The organism is Pseudomonas fluorescens, assembly GCF_000967965.1.
Taxonomy (GTDB): domain Bacteria; phylum Pseudomonadota; class Gammaproteobacteria; order Pseudomonadales; family Pseudomonadaceae; genus Aquipseudomonas; species Aquipseudomonas grandcourensis.
The window spans coordinates 17620-37001 of the sequence record NZ_LACC01000004.1 but is presented as its reverse complement, the minus strand read 5'-3'; the positions used below and the strand labels follow the sequence as shown (position 1 = coordinate 37001).

The following is a 19382-nucleotide window of genomic DNA, read 5'->3' as shown; positions in this document are numbered from 1 at the left end:
GGCACGGGTAAACAAAACGAACAGACGCTCTAGGCCGGAGTCTTAGGCATAGTAGCGTCGGCGGTAGACGCACAAGACCGCCAAGTCAATGAAATTATGGGTTTTTTTTTGATGAGTAAAAAACGCCCGATCTGAACGCAGGCCTTGTAAAACGGGGCTTGCAGCGGTGAAAAGTAGCTCTGTTCACAAGGTTATCCACAATTTGTGTGGATAACATTTCAACGGGAGGAATGATGAAAGCACCCTGGAGTTTCGCTCGTTTCCTGCCACTGGCCGGTCGCCTGCTGGCACGGGGTCGATTGCCGACCCTGTTGTTCGCGGTCGCCAGTAAAGGCGCAAGCCAGGGCAACCGGTTGGGCAAGATCAAGGACGACTTGAAGCTGTTGCAGGCACTCTGCCTGGCTTACTGGCGTGGTGAGTATCGCGCCATAAGCCCCAAGGCGCTGGTTTCGGTGGTCGCGGGCCTGATGTACTTCCTCAGCCCGGTGGATGCGATCCCGGATTTCATTCCAGTGTTTGGCATGTTCGATGACATCGCGGTACTTGCGTGGCTGATGAAAGTACTCGACGACGAGCTCAATGCTTTCCGCGCCTGGCGCAAACGGCAGGTGCCGGAGAAACTCGCGGTGGTCGAGCGTCTGCCTGCTACCCCCGAGCAACTTCAGCTTCAAGGCCCGAAAAAACACTGAGTCGATTTTGACCTGTTCACAGATTGATGTCCCGCGCGACCTTGGCCGCTGTTAGGATTACACTTCTAGGGAAAAGTGCTGACTCGCTAAGTGTTGTTGTCCTACGGGGTAGTAATGGATATTCAGATAATTACACGCGAAGGCGAGCCCGAATATGCGGTTCTGCCATGGGCTCAGTATCAGGCGTTACTGAAAGCAGCGGGTATCAAGGAGCAAGCGTCGCCTCAAGCCACGAAGCCTCAGGCGACAACACCAGACGCGATTCTTCCGGGTCTGGATCAACTACGCAGTTTGCGCGAGGGGAAGGGCATCGCCATCGAGGCGCTGGCCCGCACGGTAGGCATCAGCCCGTCTTACCTGGCCATGATCGAAAGTGGCGAGCGTCTGCCCGACGCTGCGATTCGCCGTAGCCTGGCCTGGGAGTTGACGGTGCCAGGGTGGAGGGATGAATCGTGAGCGTACGCATCAGTCGTCAACACTGGGACGGATTGCTGGGCGAACTGGATCAGGCGCGTCGACAGCGCCATCTGTTGACGTATAGGGCATTGCTCGAACGTTTGCAGCTGCCGACCCCGGCCATGCAGACCCTGACAGCGGCCCTTGAGCATCTGGCGGCCCTGGACGCCAGGGCGGAGCAGCCATTGCGCAGTTCACTGGTGATCAGTCAGGGCGCCAGCCGCCTGCCGCGCACCGGATTCTTTGAATGTGTCGAGCGTCTCGGGCGTTTTTCCGGGCCGTCGGACGGCGTTGCCGCCGCGTCCTGGCATGCTTCGGAAGTGGTGCGGGTGTTCGAGTACGAATACCCGGAATCGGCCGAGGCCTGAGTGTTCTTGCAACTCAAGGCGCGGGCCGGTTACTGGCTCGCGCGCCGATTGTTTCACTGGTCATGGTTTGTCCGTCAGCCACGAGGCTGGCGCTGGCTCGAAGGCCAGTTCGCACGCATGGCCAACCTGGGCAATGTCGGCGCCCAGAGCTTCTATGGGCATATCCTGGCGTTTCGCGGCGTCGGCCTCGGTGCTCGTGAGGAGGGCGTGCGTTTGTTGCGCCTGGCGGCGTTGGCGGGCGATGGCAAGGCGGCGTATCAAGTGGGCGTGATTACCCTGGCCGGGACGGCGAGCAAGGCACCGGATCCGGTCGAAGCGGCACGGTTCTGGGAGATCGCGGCGAAGGCCGGCCATCCGTTGGCGCCGATCAAACTTGAAGAGCTGAAGTCTTCCTCGGCGCCTCGTTGATTGGAGTGAAGTCGGAAAGCTCCCTTATCGTTGCCCGGAAACGAGCACCTCATCAACAGTCGAAACCACCAGGCTATCAATCACATGCACGCTATAGCCTTGCACATTCTTCGCATGGTGCTTGGCCTGTGATGCCATCTCGGCCAACTGGCTCGCATCGAGTTGCTCACAGGCCTGTGGGTGCAGATGCACCACGCCGATCGACAACGACAACAACGCAAACTCCTGGCGCTGACCCTGGCGATTGGGTGCGATGAAGCAGCCGGCTTCCAGGTGTTCGCTGCGGTAGAAACGCCGGCACTGGCTCTGGAAGTCGTCGAGCAACTGGTTCAACCGTTTGCGCCAGTCTTCCGGGCCAAGCACCAGCAGGAAATCATCGCCGCCGATGTGGCCGACGAAGTCTCGGGACGGGTCGACACGGTCGTTCAGGCATTGCGCCAGGCACAGCAGGACTTCGTCGCCGCGACCATAGCCGTAGATGTCGTTGAAGGGTTTGAAGCTATCAATGTCCACGTAACAGATCACCGATTCTCGTCGCTGTTGCAGCAGCCGCGTCAGGCATTGCTGGATCGGCACGTTGCCCGGAAGCAAGGTCAGTGGGTTGGCGTAGCGGGCCTGCTGGATCTTCAGCTCAGTGATCAGCTTGAGCACGTCGATCACCCGGCCCAATCCCAGATAACCGCCGTTGAGGGTGATGATGAAGTCTTCTTCGATGCGCTGGCGGGCACGGCTGGTGATCAGGCGGCTGACCTGTTGCAGCGACTGGCTCAGCTCGACGGCGAGGAAGTCATCGTTCATCAGGCGGCTGATGGGCTTGCGGGCGAACAGGTCGGTGGCAAAAGGCTTGAGCAGGGCGTCGGAGAGCGAATGACGATGGACGATGCCGCAGGGCTGACCCTGTTCATCCAGGACTGCCAGCGAGTTCAGGTTGGCCTGGCGGCGAAAGGCTTCGAGCACCGTGGCGGTCGGGGTGTCCCGGTTCACCGCGGGTAGTTCGTTGAGCAGGGCGCTGAGGTCGCTGCCGTCTTCGCTCAGTACAACGGCGGTGCTGTTCTGTCGGGGCATCAAAGCCCGGGCATCCCGTGGCGGGTGTTCCTGGGGGCGGCAAAGCAGATAGCCCTGCACCAGGTCCACGCCCATTTCGGTCAGCACCGTGAGTTCTTCGGCCAGCTCGATACCTTCGGCGATGACTTGCGCCCGCGAGGCCTTGGCGATTTGCAGGATCGAGCCGACGAACTCGCGCTTGAGCGCATCCTGATGAATGCCATCAATGAAATGCCGGTCGATTTTCACGTAATCGGGCCGCAACTCGGACCACAAGCGCAAACTCGAATATCCCGCTCCCAGATCATCCAGCGCAATCGAAAACCCCATCGCCCGATAGTGATGCAGGGCGGTTTGCAGCAGCTGGAAATCGTCTGTTGGCGTCTGTTCCGTGAGCTCGATGACCACCTGGCTCGGCGGGATGCCGAAGTCCTGCAGCAATTGCAGGGTGCGCCCCGGTTGATGGGCCGCTTCGAGCAGGGACTCCGGGGACACGTTAAGGAACAACATGCCAGGCAGTTGTTGCTCATTGAAGCGTCGGCAAGCGCTTTCGCGGCAGGCAATTTCCAGCTCGCTCAGGCGACCGGCCTGGCGGGCGACGGCGAACAGGGCGACAGGGGAGTGCAGAGGGCTGTTGGAGGGGCCGCGACTGAGGGCTTCGTAACCGAGGATGCGTCGTTCAGAGAGGCTGATGATCGGTTGGAACAGACTGTGTAAACCGCTTTGACTCAGGATCGAGCTCAAGGCACTCAGCTGTTCGGTTGTGGTCATGGCGATCTCTGGCAATAAAAAAAGGACCGGGCGTGCCCTTGGTAAAAAGAGCACGCCCGGTCCTTTATTTCACGACAGAATGATGACTGTTTGATGACGCTACAGGGGCGTCAGCATTAAATTGCCATCAGTTGTTTGCACAAACTCAGTGCTTGGCCACTGCCGTGTTGAGTTTCAGGTAGTCCAGCAGAATCCGCCCTGTTTCGCTGAGGTAGGCGTCGTCTTCCGGTTTGGTCTTGTCTTCCTCGGCCGCAATGGCGTCCTCGTCTTCTTTCTTCAGCTCTTTGAGCGGTTCTTCGCCCTTGGCCTTGCGACGGATGTTTTCCATGGCCAGCTGTTTGGCTTCGATGTCAGCGTGCTGGGCACGACGGTCGAATTCATTGAGGCTGACGGTTTTCTCGGCCATCAGTTTCTGCGCCAGGGCCAGTTTGTCGCGGATGAACACGAACTCCGCGTCTTTGGCCGTACGCACGTCATGCTCGGACTGGAGCTGCGAAATGTACGGCTTGAACGGGTCGACCGAAGGCTTGATTGCCGCCTTGATGGTGTCCCACGGCATGGCTTCCGGCAGGGCGCTTTCACCGATTTCCTTGGTGTCGATGATCGACGGGTAATCGATGTCCGGCAAGACGCCCTGATGCTGGGTGCTCTGCCCGGAAACCCGGTAGAACTTGGCCAGGGTCAGTTTCAGTTCGCCATGGTTGAGCGGCTGAATGGTCTGCACGGTGCCTTTGCCGAAGGTCTGGCCGCCGATGATCAGTGCGCGATGGTAGTCCTGCATGGCGCCGGCAAAAATCTCCGAAGCCGAGGCGGACAGGCGGTTGACCAGCAACGCCATCGGGCCCTTGTAGAACGCGCCCGGGTTTTCATCTTCCAGGACATCGACCCGGCCATCGGCGTTACGCACGAGCACGGTCGGACCTTTGTCGATGAACAGGCTTGTCAGTTCGGTAGCCTCTTGCAAGGAGCCGCCGCCGTTGTTGCGCAAGTCGATGACCACGCCGTCGACTTTATCTTTCTGCAACTCGGTCAGCAGCTTCTTGACGTCGCGGGTGGTGCTCTTGTAATCCGGGTCGCCGGCACGGAAGGCCTTGAAGTCCAGATAGAACGCCGGGATCTCGATGACGCCGAGCTTGTAGTCCTTGCCGTCCTGCTTGAGGTTCAAGACCGATTTCTTCACGGCCTGATCTTCGAGCTTCACCGCTTCACGGGTGATCGGCACGATCTTGGTGGTCTGGTCGTTCGGGGCATTGCTGGCCGGGATGACTTCCAGGCGCACCACGGTGCCCTTCGGACCACGGATCAGCTTGACCACTTCGTCCAGGCGCCAGCCCACGACGTCGACCATTTCCTTGTTGCCCTGGGCAACACCGATGATCTTGTCGGCCGGTGCGACCTGCTTGGTCTTGTCCGCCGGCCCCGCCGGCACCAGGCGCACGACTTTCACCTGGTCGTTATCGCTCTGCAACACGGCACCGATGCCCTCGAGGGACAGGCTCATGTTGATGTCGAAGTTCTCCGCGTTATCCGGCGACAGATAGTTGGTGTGCGGGTCGTAGGACATGGCGAAGGTGTTGATGTACGCCTGGAAGATGTCTTCCGAGCGGGTCTGGTCCAGGCGCGCCAACTGATTCTTGTAGCGCTTGGTCAGGGTTTCCTGGATCTGCTTGGAATCCTTGCCGGCGATCTTCTGACGCAGGACTTCGTCCTTGACGCGTTTGCGCCACAGGTCGTCGAGTTCTGCGGTGGATTTGAGCCAAGGGGCGTCCTTGCGATCGATCAGCAAGGTTTCCTTGGTGGTGAAGTCGATCTTGTCGACACCCTTGTTCAACTCGGCAAGGGCGAAGTCCAGACGCGCCTTGACGCGGTCCAGGTAGCGCTTGTAGATGGTGAACCCGGCGTTCAGGTCGCCGCTCTTGAGGAAATCGTCGAACTGCGTCTTCCACTTGTCGAATTCGGCAATGTCGCTGGCCATGAAGTAGCTGCGCGACGGATCCAGCAGCTTGAGGTAGCTGTCGTAGATGATTACCGAGCGTGCGTCATCGAGTGGCGGCTTGCTGTAGTGGTGGCGCTTGAGCAACTCCACGACGTTCAGGCTGGCGATCACTTCGTCACGATCGGGTTGAAGCTTGTCCCAGCTATTGGCTGCGAATGTATTGCCCGACATCGGCAGCAAGCCGATACCGATGAACAAGGCGAGGGCAGTGCTGGGGAACAGATGCTTCATGCTGATTCGACGCGGGGACAATTGATAACGCATATTAGGCCGTCTTTGAAGTCGCCGGCTCTTTGGGAGCCGGTCGCATAATGCAAAAAGCCCGGCGCTATAGCTTCGGGCTCAGTCCAGACTCACTATGGAGGCACTGTGAAAGCATTGCAAGGCGTTGACGGTCAAGTGGTGTGGGTTGATGAGCCGAGTCCTACATGCGATGTAGGGCAAGTTCGCATCCGAGTGTCGGCAGCGGGTCTCAATCGCGCCGATTTATTGCAGAAAGCCGGTCTTTACCCGCCACCACCGGGGGCCAGTCAAGTGCTTGGTCTAGAGTGCTCGGGGGTCATCAGCGAGGTTGGCGCCGGGTCCTCCTGGCAGGTTGGCGATCGGGTGTGCGCCTTGCTGGCCGGGGGCGGGATGGCCGAAGAGGTGGTAGTCGACGGGCGGCATGTGCTGGCGGTTCCCGACGGAGTGTCACTGGTCGAGGCGGCGGCATTGCCTGAAGTTTATGCAACAGTCTGGTTGAATTTGTTTCAACTGGCTGCGCTCAAACCGGGTCAGAAAGTGCTTCTGCATGCCGGGGCAAGTGGAATTGGTTCAGCGGCCATTCAGCTGTGCAAGGCCTTTGGTAACCCCTGTTGGGTCAGCGTCGGCTCCGCCGGCCGGTTGGCGTACTGCGAAGCGCTGGGCGCCCAAGGCGGGGTGGTGCGTAACGGTGACCTGGAGAGCCTGCAGGATCTGGGGCCGTTCGACGTGATTCTCGACCCGGTGGGCGGCAATTACGCGGCGTTGAACCTCAAGTTGCTGGCGCAGGACGGCCGTTGGGTGTTGATCGGTCTGATGGGCGGCCGTGAGGCCAAACTCGACCTGGCCCAGGTGCTGGCCAAGCGCGTGCAGTTGCTGGGCTCGACCCTACGCAGCCGGGATGATCAGTTCAAGGCGGATCTGTTCAGTGATTTGAGCCAGCACGTGTGGCCGTTGTTCGCCGAGGGGCGATTGAGCCCGCAACTGGCCAGGACATTCCCGATCAAGGATGCCGAGGCGGCGTTTGCCGAGCTGGCGAGTAATACCGTGGCGGGGAAGGTGGTGTTGGTGATTGATGAAAGCCTGAGCTGACAACACTGAACCTGTGGGAGCCATTGTGGCGAGGGAGCTTGCTCCCGCTCGGTTGCGAAGCAGCCGCAAAACCTGAAAACCGGTTTTGCCTGACTAGCCACAGTGACTGATTTTAGGGCCGCTTCGCGGCCCAGCGGGAGCAAGCTCCCTCGCCACAGGGGAGATCCGCACTATTTCCAGTCGTGGATCAGCCAGCCCGCCTTTTCAGCCTGCTCGCGCAACACCGGATCCGGGTTGACCACATGTGGAAAATCCACCTTCAGCAACAGCGGCAGGTCATTGCGTGAGTCGGAATAGAAGCTCGCGCCTTCGAGGTTTTCCTCCTCTGCATCCAGCCACTCCAGCAAGCGGGTGATCTTGCCTTCGCGGTAGGTCAGGGTGCCAACGGTATGGCCGGTGTAAGCGCCATGGGCCACTTCCAGTTCGATGCCGAGAATCTCGTCGATGCCCAGGCGCTCGGCGATGGGGGCGACCAGATGGGTGCCCGAGGCCGAGATCACCAGTATCCGGTCGCCGGCCTTGCGGTGCGCCGCGATGGCTTTGGTGGCGTCACTGAAAATGATCGGCTCGATGTAGTCCTCCACCCACGGACCAACCAGGTGCGCGACTTCTTCAGGCGTACGACCAATCAACGGTTCCAGGCTGAAGGCCATGTAGTCCTCCATGGCCAGATGGCCCCTGCCGTAGGCATCCATCAACTCCTTGTCGCGACGCAGGAACGATTCGCCATCGACCCAGCCGAGGCGGACCATTTGCTCGCTCCACAGTGAGGCGCAGTCGCCGTGGATCAGGGTTTCGTCCAGATCAAAAATTGCCAGGGCCATCGGGTTCTCTCTGAGAACAGCTGCAAGCTTCAAGCTGCAAGCTGCAAGAATTGGATTTAGGTGGTCAGCAGTCTACAACTTGAAGCTTGCAGCTTGAAACTTGCAGCTGCCTTCAAGCTACCTCACACAGGGCCGTCGGATCGATGGAAAGCGCCAGGCGCTGACCATCGGGATGCAGGTCGGCCGCCGAGCGGTTCAGCACATCCACCACCAATTCCACGCCCCGGGCTTCGACCCGGTAGCGAATCACGTTGCCCAGCAGGCTGTGGCTGCGTATCTGTGCGTCCAGTTCGCCGTTAAGGCTCAGTTCGATGGCTTCCGGGCGAATGGCGATGCGCTTGCTGATCGGACGCTGCAACAGCTTCGAAGCGCTGTCGGCATCCAGCAGGTTGTAGTTGCCGATGAAACCGGCGGCGAACACATCCACCGGTGCGGTGTAGAGGGTTTCGGCGTCGCCGCTTTGTACGATTTTTCCCTGATTCATCAGGAAAATCCGGTCAGACATGGTCAGGGCTTCTTCCTGATCGTGTGTGACGAAAATCGTGGTCAGGCCCAGTTCGCGCTGGATCTGACGAATCTGTTCACGCAGATGCTTGCGAATCCGCGCGTCGAGGGCCGACAACGGCTCATCCAGCAACAACAGGCGTGGCCGGGTCACCAGGGAGCGGGCGAGGGCGACGCGCTGGCACTGGCCTCCCGAAAGCTGATGCGGGTAGCGCGCGGCAAAATCATTGAGTTCCACCAGTTTCAGCACTTCGGCGACGCGTTTGCGGCTGTCGTCGGCATTGACCTTTTGCATGCGCAGGCCGAAGGCGACGTTTTGCTCTACGGTCATGTTGGGGAACAGCGCATAGCTCTGGAACACCATGCCGATCCCGCGTTTCTGCGGGCTCACCGGCACGATGTCCTGGCCGTCGAGCAGGATCTTGCCGCCATCCACCGAGGTCAGGCCGGCGATGCAGCGCAGCAGGGTGGATTTGCCGCAACCGGACGGGCCGAGCAGGGTGACGAATTCACCTTTCTGGATTTCGCAATTGATGTCGCTGAATACCGTGGTGCCCGCGAAGCTTTTCTGAAGATGTTGGACGCTGACATAGCTCATTCGCTTTTGTCCCTGTTCAAGATATTGGCAATCCAGGTCAGAACCAGCACAAAGAAGAAGTAGGAAATCACCAACGCACTGGTGAAATGGCCGCTGCTGTTGCGCATGTTGTTGAGATAGACCTGCAGGGTTTCGTAGCGGGTACCGACCAGAATGTTGGCGAACACGAACTCACCGAACAGGAACGAGAACGACAGCAGCAACGCCACCATCAGTCCTTTGCGCAGGTTCGGCAGTACCACCAGGAAGGCGGCTTGCCAGGTGCTGGCGCCGAGCAACTGGGCGGCGTCCATCAGGTCGCGCAGGTTGATCGCCTGCAGGTTGTTGGTGATCGCCCGGTACATGAACGGCAGCGCCACGGTGAAGTAGCAACCGATCAGGATCCACGGCGTCCCGACCATGGCGAACGGTCCGGAACCGTAGAGCTGCAACAGCCCCACCGACGACACCACCGGCGGCACGGCGAAGGGCAGCAGGATCAGGATGTTCATCAGCGCGTCGAGTTTCGGGAAGTGGTAATGCACCACGAACAGCAGCGGCAGAATCAGCACCACCGAAAGAATCAGCGAGCCAACGCAGACCAGCAGCGATTGCCCGAACGCATTCAGGAAGCGCGGATCGCTCCACAGCTGGATGTACCACTTGAGGGTGAAACCGCTGGGCAGGACGGTCGCCGACCAACTGCTGGCGATCGAGTAGATCAGCGTGCCGGCCAGCGGCAACAGCAGGATGGCAAACAGCAGGTACACCACGACGCGGTGATAGACACCGGTGGGCCCCAGTTCAGCGCGAGACATGGTAGCTCCTCTTCAACAGCAACTGATGCACGATGGTCACCAGGGTCATCAAGGCCACCAGCACCACGGCCAGGGCGCTGGCCAGGTTCGGGTCCAGGGAAATGTCACCGGACACCATCGCCGCGATGCGGATCGTCAGCACGTTGAAGTTGCCGGTGGTCAAGGCGTACACCGTGGCGTAGGCACCGAGGGCGTTGGCCAGCAGGATCACAAAGGTGCCCAACAGTGCCGGCGTCAACACCGGCAAGCCGATGTGTCGCCAGTACTGCCAGCCGTCGGCGCCGAGTAGCGCAGCGGACTCGCGCCAGTCTTCGCGCAGCGCATCGAACGCTGGGTACAGCAGCAGCACGCCGAGGGGAATCTGGAAGTAGGTGTAGAGAATGATCAGCCCGGTTTTCGAGTACAGGTTGAAGTCCTGAATGATTCCGGCCTGCTTGAGCATGATGGTGAAGCTGCCGTTGAAGCCGAGCAATATGATGAACGCGAAGGCCAGGGGCACACCGGCGAAGTTGCTGGTCATGTTGGCGAAGGCGTTGACGAAGTTGCGCAGTTTCGAATCGACCCGACGCAGGGAGTAGGCGCCCAGTATCGCGATGACGATCCCGAACACGCTGGACCAGAAGCTGATCTCAAGGCTGTACTGGATGGCCTGCAGGTAAAACTTCGAGCTGAAGATTTTGCTGAAATTGGCGAGGCCCCAGCCGAACTCTTCCGACTGCAGGCTGTTGATCATCACCCAGGTCAGCGGTGCGATCTCGAACACGATGAAGAACAGCGCGAACGGGACCAGGCATAAGACTGCCAGCCATTTGCTGCGGGTCATGGAACTCATTTCAACAGCTCCCGGCAGACCGGTTTGTCGTGGGGCACGCCGAGCAGCTGGCAGACGGTGCCGCAGATCTCGGTCTGTTTCGGGGCGGCACTGGCGTCGAGGCTGAACGCGTCACCGAGAACGAACAGCGGCACTTCACGTTCTTCCGGCAGCAGGCCGTTGTGGGAGCGGTCGTTGTTCATGCCGTGGTCGGCGGTGACCAGCACCTGATAGCCGGCATCGAGCCAGCCTTGCAGGTAGTCGGCCAGGATGATGTCGGCCGAGCGGGCGCTGTTGCGGTACTGCGGGGTGTCGAGGCCGTGCTTGTGCCCAGCGTCGTCGATGTTCATCGGGTGGATCAGCAAAAAGTTCGGCGTGTGGCGCAGGCGCAGGTTTTCGGCGTCGGCGAACAGGTGCGAATCCGGGTAGTGATCGCTCCAGTAGAAATGCCCGTGCTGGATCGGCAGTTGCGGGTCATTGGTGTGACGATCCCGGGCCGCCACGAAGGGCGAACGGTTGTACAGTTCGCTGACCCAGTGATAAGCCGCCGCCGCAGTCACGAGACCGGCGTCGGTGGCGTAGTGATAGATGCTGCGCTGGTTGGACAGGCGCGAAACGTTGTTGTGGACAATACCGCTGTCGATGGGCGGAACGCCGGTCAGGATACATTCGTACAGCGGGCGGGACAGGGCTGGCAACTCGCACTCCAGTTTGTAGAGTGCGGCACGTCCTGCACCGGCATAAGCCTGCAGATGCCCCATAGCGTGGCGGGCGACCTCGTAGTTGAGGCCGTCGAGCACGACAAGGATGACGTTGTGCTTCATAGGGGCGATGACTCCGTGAAACAGATGATTCAAGTACGCAATCAATCCCTTGTGGGAGCGAGCCTGCTCGCGAAGGCTGAGGAACAGTCACATCGTTGTCGACTGTCAGTCCGCCATCGCGAGCAGGCTCGCTCCCACATTTGGATCTCCATCAGATCCCGAAATGGGGATCTAGCCGGTTACTGCATATTGATGATGACTTCTTCCTGCCACTTCTGAGGAAGGGCCTTGGAGGTCTTTTCCCAGGCATCCGCGTCCTTGATCGGCGTGACCTTCTTGTACTGCTCGTTAGGCAGCAGCTTGGCCTGCACCTCGGCTGGCAGGGTCAGGTGTTCGGCACGGATCGGACGGGCATTGCCCTTGGCCAGGTTGATCTGGCCGGCGTCGCTGAAGATGTATTCCCGGGCCAGCTTGGCGGCGTTCGGGTTTTTCGCATACTTGTTGATGATGGTGGTGTAGCCGGAGATCACCGAGCCATCGGACGGGATCAGCACCACGTAGTCATCCGGGTTGGCCATCTTGGCCTTGTAGCTCAGGCCGTTGAAGTCCCAGACCACGCCGACTTCGATTTCGCCTTTTTCCATGGTGGCGATCGTCGGGTTGGACATCGACAGGCGACCTTGCTTGGCGATGTCGGCGAACAGATCCAGGGCAGGCTTGAGGTTTTTCTCGTCGCCACCGTTGGCCAGTGCCGCAGCCAGCACGCCGTTGGCGGCCTGGGCCGCGGTGCTCACGTCACCGATGGAAACCTTGTATTTACCGCCCTTGAGGTCAGCCCACTTGGTTGGGGCGTCGGAACCGTGCAGCAACTTCTTGTTGACGATGAAAGCGATGGTGCCGGTGTAGGCCAGTGCCCAGTTGCCGTCCTTGTCCTTGGCCCAGGCTGGAACCTGATCCCAGGTCGAAGGCTTGTAGGGCTGGACCACGCCTTGCTTGACCGCGATCGGGCCGAACGCTGCACCCACGTCGCCGATGTCGGCGCTGGCGTTGTCTTTTTCCGCGGCGAACTTGGCGATCTCCTGGGCGGAGCTCATGTCGGTGTCGATGTGCTTGAGGCCGTACTTGTCGCTCAGGTCTTTCCAGGTGCCGGCCCAGTTGGCCCAGTCATTGGGCATACCGACGCTGTTGACGGCGCCTTCCGCTTTTGCAGCGGCTTCCAGGGTTTTCAGATCATCGGCCGCCATGGCGGCGGTACACATTGCGATGGTCGAGCCTAACAGTGATGCCAGGAAAAGCTTTTTCATTCCGAAGCTCCTTGGGTCGTGTTCAACGCTACGATTGCGGTTCGTGTTGGTCTAGGTCAGCAATACCTGAGCCAATTTAAGGGGGCTGGATGACACTTTGATGTCGTTCGTCGCCCGGAATGACTTTTTGTTCAGCGGTATCGCGACTGGCCTGCTAAGCGTAGACCATGGTCAAGGCCCCGGAGGGCAGGGACTTGGCCGATGAATTGCAGGTTGTTGAGGCCAGAGAATGGCGACCGTTGGGCGGCTTTGTCACATCTCGGTCATCTGCGCTGCCTACGCTTGCAGACTATTGAATGAGCCGGTTTACGCTGTGGTTCTGCCCTGAAATGGTGCTGGTCTAGTCCAGAAAGGAAACGTTGATGCGTGAAGAGGCAACAAAAGCGGTAACAGCCATCGGCCAGGTGCTTCAGGAGCAGATCGACCACGGACTGTTGACCCCCGGCAGCAAATTGCCGGCCGAGCGCAAGCTCAGTGAATTGTTCGGCACCACGCGGATCACTTTGCGTGAGGCGCTGTTGCAGTTGGAATCACACGGGCAGATTTATCGTGAGGAGCGTCGTGGCTGGTTCGTCTCGCCGCCACGCCTGGCCTACAACCTCATGCAACGCAGCCACTTTCACGCGATGGTCAGCGCCCAGGGGCGGGTGCCGTCCACCGAGGTGATTTCGGCGCGATTGCAACCGGCATCGGCGGCGGTGTGTGCCTGGTTGCAATTGCCGGCGCTGTCGAGCGTGATCCAGATCTGCCGCTCACGGCGAATTGATGGGCGGCTGGTGCTGTATGTAGAGCACTATCTCAACCCGCAGTACTTTCCGGGGATTCTCGATTTCGATTTGAATCAGTCGATCACCGAGTTGTATGCGCGGCATTACGACCTGCACTACGGGCGGGTGCGCTTCGAGATTGTGCCCACGGCGTTGTCGGTGGAAGCGGCGGCGGCGTTGAAAGTTTCGGTGGGCAGCCCGGGCCTGCAGATTGCCCGGGTCAACTATGACCAGCATGAACGCTTGATCGACTGTGATCTGGAGTTCTGGCGGCATGATGCGATTCATGTGGGGGTTGATGTAAGTTGATTTTAGTTTAAGTAATAAATGGTTTTTCTTGGTGGTAAGTCGTTGGTTGTTATGTTTGTGCTTAGAGATTTTTCCTGTGTGATATACATATAGTGATAATTATTGGTTTTATATTGGCTGGCGTCTTTTTAGGGTCGCTGTATATTTGCTGTGGGTGTGCCGGTCGGCGCACTAATGGAGTTGTTAGAGAATAAGGATATAGTATGTATAACAGTACAGGGTTGTCGTTTATCGCGACTATGAAAATCCACGGGCGATCGGTGATTGTAGAGTCTGAACGTCTTCTGACACGTTCCTTGCCATCGGTTCCAACCAAGTTGCATTTTCAGTTTTTTTCCGGTCACTACATGATTTCGGTGGTGGATGGGGAATATGCCGGAAAAGATATTGATTCGCCGGACTCGGGATATCTTCAGGTGTCGGACAGTTCAAATGTTTTTGATTTGATGAGTGCCGAAAGTCGTGTCGTGACGTTGAATGATTTTTCTGAAGATGTACAATATATATACCTGCGCACTATTGATTGGTATCGGGTGCAGCAGGAATTCGCCGGTGAAGATGCATTTGATGATCAAGATGTGGAATATAATTTTATTCTAGCGGTGCCGAGGTTAGACAAGAAAGGCAACGGCACCTATTTGGCGATGGAGGAAGGGGCTTGGAGATACCGCCGCCTCGATGCTCCTGATACAACCATCTATGCGCCAATTGAGTTAACGATTGAAAAACGAGGTGTTGCACGATAATTATCGCAGCAACAGCAGCCCTGGTTTCAGGGCTGCTACTCACTGTTATTGCTGTTGTTCGCCCGTGTTTATGCCTGGGGTAACCACCTGCACACTCATCCGCGGCATAGCCAGATCCATCCCGGCTTCATCCATGTGCCGTTTGAGTGACAGGTTGAACGCTCGCGACACTTCCCACTGCTTGATCGGCGCGGTCTTGAAACGGGCGCGAAGGATGGCGTTGCCCGACTCGAAACTTTCCACCCCCTGGAACTCCAGCGGCGACCAGATATTGCGTCGCTGCAGCGGATCGGTGCGCATTTTCTGGCCGACTTCGCGCATCAGTTTGATGGCGTTGTCGATGTCCATGTTGGCCGGCACCGCTACCCGGAAGATCGCGTAGCCGAATTCCCGGGAGTAGTTCTTGATGCTTTTGATTTCACTGAACGGAATGGTGTGGACGATGCCGTCGATGTCCCGCAGGCGCACGGTGCGGATGGTCAGGCCTTCGACTGTGCCGAGGTGGCCGCCGACATCCACGTAGTCGTCGATGGCCAGGGAGTCTTCGATGATGATGAACAACCCGGTAATCAGGTCGGCTACCAGCGATTGTGCACCAAAACCGATGGCCAGACCGATCACACCGGCACCGGCCAGCAAGGGCGTGACGTTCATGCCCATGTTCGCCAGGGCGACAATCAGCGCGACGATAAAAATCGCTATGAACAGCACATTGCGGATCAGCGGCATCATCGTCTGCGCGCGGGCGTTGGCCAGGCCTTTGCGCGAGCGGGTCAGAGCATGATGCACGGCCGTGTCGCTGAGAATCCAGATCAGCCAGGCGAACAGCAGCGTGCCGGCGAGGCTGAACAGTTTGACGCTGACTTCGTGGCCATCACCTTCGGTAAAGCGGATCAACGACATGCCCCAGACTCGCAGACCGAGTTCGATGAAAGCCAGCCACACCAACAGATGGACGATGGTGTAGAAGAAGTTTTTCAGCCGTTCCGAATACACGGCGTAACGCCGTATGCCTTGCTGGGGTTTGAGGGCGTGGCGGCGTACCAGGCCGTTGATGACCATGCACAGCACCAGCAAGACGGTACAGATCAGCGACTGGCGCAGGGCGGTGCTGGTGTCGCCAGCAGAAATGAACGTTGCGAAGAGCGAGATGGCCACCAGCACCAGCGCCGGCACGTACCAGAAGGTGCCGAGAATCGACAGGGTGTCGTTGAGGGCGCGGCGGGTCAGGCGACGGGACAGCGGCTGATTGCGGATCAGGTGGGCGATCGGCCGGCGGAAGCGCAGGATGAAGCGCCCCGTGGAGAGCGCGGCCAGGACATTGGCAACGGTCGCGGCGGTGTGGGCCAGATGGCTGCCGAGGCTGTTGACCAGTTGCGGATCGCTCAGGGCTTCGCCAAACGCGGCGAAGCTGCCGATCAGCCACAGCGGCCGAAACGCCTGGTGCCGCAGGATGTACAAGGCGCGGTGACGGTGTGGGCCGTCGAGCAGGGAAAAGGCAATCACGCAGATGGCCGAGAAGCAGGTGCCGACCACCAGTGCATAGGCCAGCACCATCGCCAGGCTCTTGCCCAGGGACGAGGGCAGGGCGTAGCTCATGTAGACCGTGATCACCAGGGCGATCAGCCATGGTCCGAGTTTGCGCAGCGCAAAACGCAACATGTCCAGGGCCCGGGGATGCTGCGGTAGTTCTTCGGTCAGGCCGAAACGCATCCGCACGCGGTGGCTGATCCAGATCAGGGTGGCGGCCAGCAGGCTCCAGACCATCAGGATCATGGCGAAGGCGAACAGCATGGGCAGCCATTCATTGGCCGGCAGCGCCAGCGCCACCAGTTCTTCCCTGGCCTGATCGAACTCACTGGACCAGCGTGTGAGGGGACTGTCGTCGCCGGAAAACTTCTTCTCGAAATTGGCCAGGGTTCCGCCAATCAGGCCCAGCACACCTTCTTCGGTAATCGGCTGGGCCTGTTTGGTGGTGTCACGGAGTTTTTTCAGGTCGGCCAGCAGCTTGCTGCGTTGCTGGTCGTTTTCCAGTGACTTGATCACTTCGTCCAGGGATTGCCCCAGCGGTACCTGTGCTTCGGGCTGCGCCTTGGCCTGGTTGTTGAGCAGGCCTGGCAGGCCGGCCGCCTGGGCAGGCGCTACTGATAGCAGCGTCATCAGGCAGACAAGGACAATACACGGGAGGGCAAAAAGACGAGCGAACACTAGGCGGTCAACCTCGCAGGGAGCGGATCGACCGAGTGTACGAGCCCATCAAAATCAATGCGAGCCAAGGGCGATGAATTATTCGTTGAGTTTGGCGAGGATCTTGATCACCACGGTCGCGAGAATGGTCAGCATGCCGATCCACATGGCAAACACGCCGGCATTTTTATCGCGAAAGTTGAAGCCGACGGCCAGCAGGAGCATCCCGGCAAGAATCGGAATCAGCATGGCGTGGAAGGTAGACATCGAAATCATGGAGACAGCCTTGTCGAAGGGATACTTGAAGTCTAGGCCGCTTTTGATGCGGCCGGTGTGATATGTATCAGAAGTGAGTCATGGATGCTGCATGGTCAGCGAGCTTTTGTGGCGAGGGGGCTTGTCGGAGCGCCGCACCGCCCCGTTCGACCGCGAAGCGGTCGCAAATCCTGCCAATGTAGTCTGTCTGACAGAAATGCTTGGGGCTGCTGCGCAGCCCAACGGGGGCAAGCCCCCTCGCCACATGAGTCCCTCATTGCATCAGATTTACGGCAACTCGCGGCACGTGTAGAACGCGCTCAATACCTTGACCAGATGCGCCAGGTCATGGCTGCCGCACAGTTCGCGGATCGAGTGCATGGCGAACGTCGGCAGGCCGATGTCCACGGTGCGCACGCCCAGGTGGCTGGCGGTGATCGGGCCGATGGTCGAACCACAGCCCATGTCGCTGCGCACCACGAAGCTTTGCACCGGCACTTCTTCAGCCATGCACAGGTGACGGAAGAACCCGGCGGTTTCGCTGTTGGTGGCGTAGCGCTGGTTGCTGTTGACCTTGATCACCGGGCCGGCGTTGAGTTTCGGACCGTGGTTGGCGTCGTGTTTGTCGGCGTAGTTCGGATGCACGCCGTGGGCGTTGTCAGCCGAAACCAGCAGGGATTTCTGAATGGTGCGTACGAATTCATCACCTTCAGGCAGCAGGCGACGCAAGGTTTGCTCAAGCATCGGGCCGTCGGCACCGCAGGCCGAGCAGGAACCGACTTCTTCGTGGTCGTTGCAGACCAGCACGCAGGTTTCGTCGGTGTCGGCGGTTAGCAGCGCTTGCAGGCCGGCGTAGCACGACAGCAGGTTGTCCAGACGCGCACCGGCGATGAAGTCGCCATGCAGGCCAATGACCGCAGCGCTTTGGGTGTCGTAGAAGCTCAACTCGTAATCGAGCACCACGTCAGCGTTCAGGCCGTGTTCGCGGGCCAGTTGATCGGTGAGCACCGCGCGGAAGTCCACGCGCTCGTCACCGGCAAACTGCGCGAGGATCGGCGGCAGTTCGGTCTGGGCGTTGATGGCCCAGCCCATGTTGGCTTCACGGTTGAGGTGAATCGCCAGGTTCGGAATGATCGCAACGGGAGCCTTGAAGTCGATCAACTGGCTTTCGACCTTGCCGTCGCGACGGAAGGTTACGCGGCCGGCCAGGGACAGGTCACGGTCGAACCATGGCGCCAGTAGAGCGCCGCCATAGACTTCGACACCCAGTTGCCAGAAACCCTGGCGTTGCAGCTCCGGTTGCGGCTTGACCCGCAGGCACGGGCTGTCGGTGTGGGCGCCGACCAGGCGAATGCCACCGTGCAACGGTGAATGGCGGCCCATCTTGATCGCGACAATCGAAGAGTCATTACGGGTGACGTAGTATCGACCGTTGGCTTCGGTGTTCCACGGCTCACGCTCGTCGAGACGTTGATAGCCCGCCGCTTCCAGGCGCTGAACAAGGCTGGCGGTGGCATGGAACGGGGTAGGGGAGGCCTTGAGGAAATCGATCAGGCCTTGGTTCAACTCTTCGCGCATAAAGTAGCTCCAGACAGCAGTGGCGCCAGTTTAACGTATTGGCTTGGTAAATGGCGTCGCACTGAATGGTGTACAGAGTCCCTGTGGGAGCGAGCTTGCTCGCGATAGCGGAGTATCAGCCAGCACTAATGCTGGATGTGCCGGCCAGATCGCGAGCAAGCTCGCTCCCACAGGATTGAAGTACGTCTAAAACGGTGCCGGGCACTCGAAGCGCAGGCGCTCGCCACTTTGCGGGTGGGTGAAGCTGAGCATGCTCGCGTGCAGGCACAGGCGCGGCCAGGCCGCCAAAGCCTGTTCATGGGCATAAAGCCCGTCACCCAGCAGCGGATGGCCAATCGAGAGCATGTGCACGCGCAACTGGTGGGAGCGGCCGGTGATCGGTGTCAGTTCGACGCGGCACCAGTCGCCACAACGTTCGAGCACTCGCCAGAAGGTCAGCGCATGTTTGCCGAATTCATGGTCGACCACGTGGCGCGGCTTGGTCGGCGGGTCGTAGCGCAAGGGCAGGTCGATGCTGCCGCTGTCCAGTTCCGGCTGACCCCAGCACAGGGCTGTGTAGGCCTTTTCGGTTTCGCGGTCGTGAAATTGCCTAGACAGCTCGCGATGGGTGTCCGGGTCGCGGGCTAGCAGGATGATGCCGGAAGTCTCCCAGTCCAGCCGGTGGACAATTCGCGCTTCCGGGTAGCCGTTTTCCTGCAGGCGGGTAATCAGGCAGTCCTTGTTGTCATCGGCCCGGCCAGGGACAGAGAGCAACAGGGTCGGTTTGTTCACCACCAGTACGGCGGCATCCTGATGGATGATGTGGATGTTGGACAACGGCATTAAAACAGCCTCGTAACAAACGCCAACGGCGGCTCAGGTCCCTTCCGGTTGC

General features: G+C 59.4%; 19 protein-coding genes. 7 read left to right on the top strand and 12 right to left on the bottom strand.

Annotated elements, in window-relative coordinates; all coding sequences use genetic code 11:
* The first annotated feature begins 233 nt into the window (after window positions 1–233).
* The 4 genes from VC35_RS02530 to VC35_RS02515 all read left to right on the top strand — a co-directional run bounded on the left by VC35_RS02530 (window position 234) and on the right by VC35_RS02515 (window position 1921).
* Window positions 234–689 (top strand): YkvA family protein, encoded by a 456-nt coding sequence (locus tag VC35_RS02530; RefSeq protein WP_046037602.1) that lies wholly within the window; start codon window positions 234–236, stop codon window positions 687–689.
* A 114-nt stretch (window positions 690–803) separates the two neighbouring features.
* Entirely contained in the window at window positions 804–1145 is a 342-nt protein-coding gene (locus tag VC35_RS02525; protein ID WP_046037760.1) for a helix-turn-helix domain-containing protein, read from the top strand.
* The gene (locus tag VC35_RS02520) at window positions 1142–1513 is read left to right on the top strand and encodes a hypothetical protein (protein WP_007898892.1); all 372 of its coding nucleotides are present in this window, start codon (window positions 1142–1144) and stop codon (window positions 1511–1513) included. Before VC35_RS02525 ends, VC35_RS02520 begins: the two co-directional genes overlap by 4 nt.
* Window positions 1514–1921, top strand: coding sequence for an SEL1-like repeat protein (locus tag VC35_RS02515; protein WP_046037601.1), 408 nt, complete (start codon window positions 1514–1516; stop codon window positions 1919–1921).
* Between the two features lie 24 nt (window positions 1922–1945).
* Here VC35_RS02515 and VC35_RS02510 read toward each other — a convergent pair whose 3' ends face one another.
* Window positions 1946–3736: a bifunctional diguanylate cyclase/phosphodiesterase gene (locus VC35_RS02510; protein ID WP_046037600.1), complete on the bottom strand. Its 1791-nt coding sequence runs from the start codon at window positions 3734–3736 to the stop codon at window positions 1946–1948.
* 145 nt (window positions 3737–3881) lie between these two features.
* Entirely contained in the window at window positions 3882–5963 is a 2082-nt protein-coding gene (locus tag VC35_RS02505; RefSeq protein ID WP_185754729.1) for a carboxy terminal-processing peptidase, read from the bottom strand.
* Window positions 5964–6101: 138 nt separating this feature from the next.
* On the opposite strand from VC35_RS02505, the gene VC35_RS02500 reads away from it, so the two are divergent.
* A complete protein-coding gene (locus VC35_RS02500; RefSeq protein ID WP_046037598.1) occupies window positions 6102–7064 on the top strand; it encodes a zinc-binding dehydrogenase in 963 nt (320 codons plus the stop codon).
* Window positions 7065–7234: 170 nt separating this feature from the next.
* Here the strand turns inward: VC35_RS02500 and VC35_RS02495 are convergent, their stop codons facing one another.
* The 6 genes from VC35_RS02495 to VC35_RS02470 all read right to left on the bottom strand — a co-directional run bounded on the left by VC35_RS02495 (window position 7235) and on the right by VC35_RS02470 (window position 12666).
* Window positions 7235–7888, bottom strand: coding sequence for an HAD family hydrolase (locus VC35_RS02495; protein ID WP_046037597.1), 654 nt, complete (start codon window positions 7886–7888; stop codon window positions 7235–7237).
* A 112-nt stretch (window positions 7889–8000) separates the two neighbouring features.
* The gene (locus tag VC35_RS02490; protein ID WP_046037596.1) at window positions 8001–8990 is read right to left on the bottom strand and encodes an ABC transporter ATP-binding protein; all 990 of its coding nucleotides are present in this window, start codon (window positions 8988–8990) and stop codon (window positions 8001–8003) included.
* Window positions 8987–9787: an ABC transporter permease gene (locus tag VC35_RS02485; RefSeq protein WP_046037595.1), complete on the bottom strand. Its 801-nt coding sequence runs from the start codon at window positions 9785–9787 to the stop codon at window positions 8987–8989. Before VC35_RS02485 ends, VC35_RS02490 begins: the two co-directional genes overlap by 4 nt.
* The gene (locus tag VC35_RS02480; protein ID WP_046037594.1) at window positions 9774–10619 is read right to left on the bottom strand and encodes an ABC transporter permease; all 846 of its coding nucleotides are present in this window, start codon (window positions 10617–10619) and stop codon (window positions 9774–9776) included. The genes VC35_RS02485 and VC35_RS02480 overlap by 14 nt, the downstream gene beginning before the upstream one ends.
* Window positions 10616–11422 carry an alkaline phosphatase family protein gene (locus VC35_RS02475; RefSeq protein WP_046037593.1) on the bottom strand — a complete coding sequence of 269 codons (807 nt, stop codon included), beginning with the start codon at window positions 11420–11422 and terminating at the stop codon, window positions 10616–10618. The genes VC35_RS02480 and VC35_RS02475 overlap by 4 nt, the downstream gene beginning before the upstream one ends.
* 179 nt (window positions 11423–11601) lie before the next feature.
* On the bottom strand, window positions 11602–12666 hold the full coding sequence (locus VC35_RS02470; RefSeq protein WP_046037592.1) for an ABC transporter substrate-binding protein: 1065 nt from the start codon (window positions 12664–12666) through the stop codon (window positions 11602–11604).
* Window positions 12667–13028: 362 nt separating this feature from the next.
* On the opposite strand from VC35_RS02470, the gene VC35_RS02465 reads away from it, so the two are divergent.
* Both VC35_RS02465 and VC35_RS02460 read left to right on the top strand, forming a co-directional pair.
* Entirely contained in the window at window positions 13029–13742 is a 714-nt protein-coding gene (locus VC35_RS02465) for a UTRA domain-containing protein (RefSeq protein WP_046037591.1), read from the top strand.
* 203 nt (window positions 13743–13945) lie between these two features.
* Window positions 13946–14488: a hypothetical protein gene (locus tag VC35_RS02460; RefSeq protein WP_046037590.1), complete on the top strand. Its 543-nt coding sequence runs from the start codon at window positions 13946–13948 to the stop codon at window positions 14486–14488.
* A gap of 45 nt (window positions 14489–14533) precedes the next feature.
* Here VC35_RS02460 and VC35_RS02455 read toward each other — a convergent pair whose 3' ends face one another.
* The 4 genes from VC35_RS02455 to VC35_RS02445 all read right to left on the bottom strand — a co-directional run bounded on the left by VC35_RS02455 (window position 14534) and on the right by VC35_RS02445 (window position 19330).
* Window positions 14534–16648, bottom strand: coding sequence for a mechanosensitive ion channel family protein (locus VC35_RS02455; RefSeq protein ID WP_259674419.1), 2115 nt, complete (start codon window positions 16646–16648; stop codon window positions 14534–14536).
* Between the two features lie 126 nt (window positions 16649–16774).
* Window positions 16775–16951 (bottom strand): hypothetical protein, encoded by a 177-nt coding sequence (locus VC35_RS29415; protein WP_008048365.1) that lies wholly within the window; start codon window positions 16949–16951, stop codon window positions 16775–16777.
* Between the two features lie 267 nt (window positions 16952–17218).
* Window positions 17219–18508, bottom strand: a complete 1290-nt coding sequence (locus VC35_RS02450; RefSeq protein WP_008048366.1) for a M18 family aminopeptidase — start codon at window positions 18506–18508, stop codon at window positions 17219–17221.
* A gap of 186 nt (window positions 18509–18694) precedes the next feature.
* Window positions 18695–19330 carry an RluA family pseudouridine synthase gene (locus tag VC35_RS02445; RefSeq protein WP_046037585.1) on the bottom strand — a complete coding sequence of 212 codons (636 nt, stop codon included), beginning with the start codon at window positions 19328–19330 and terminating at the stop codon, window positions 18695–18697.
* Between the last annotated feature and the right edge of the window lie 52 nt (window positions 19331–19382).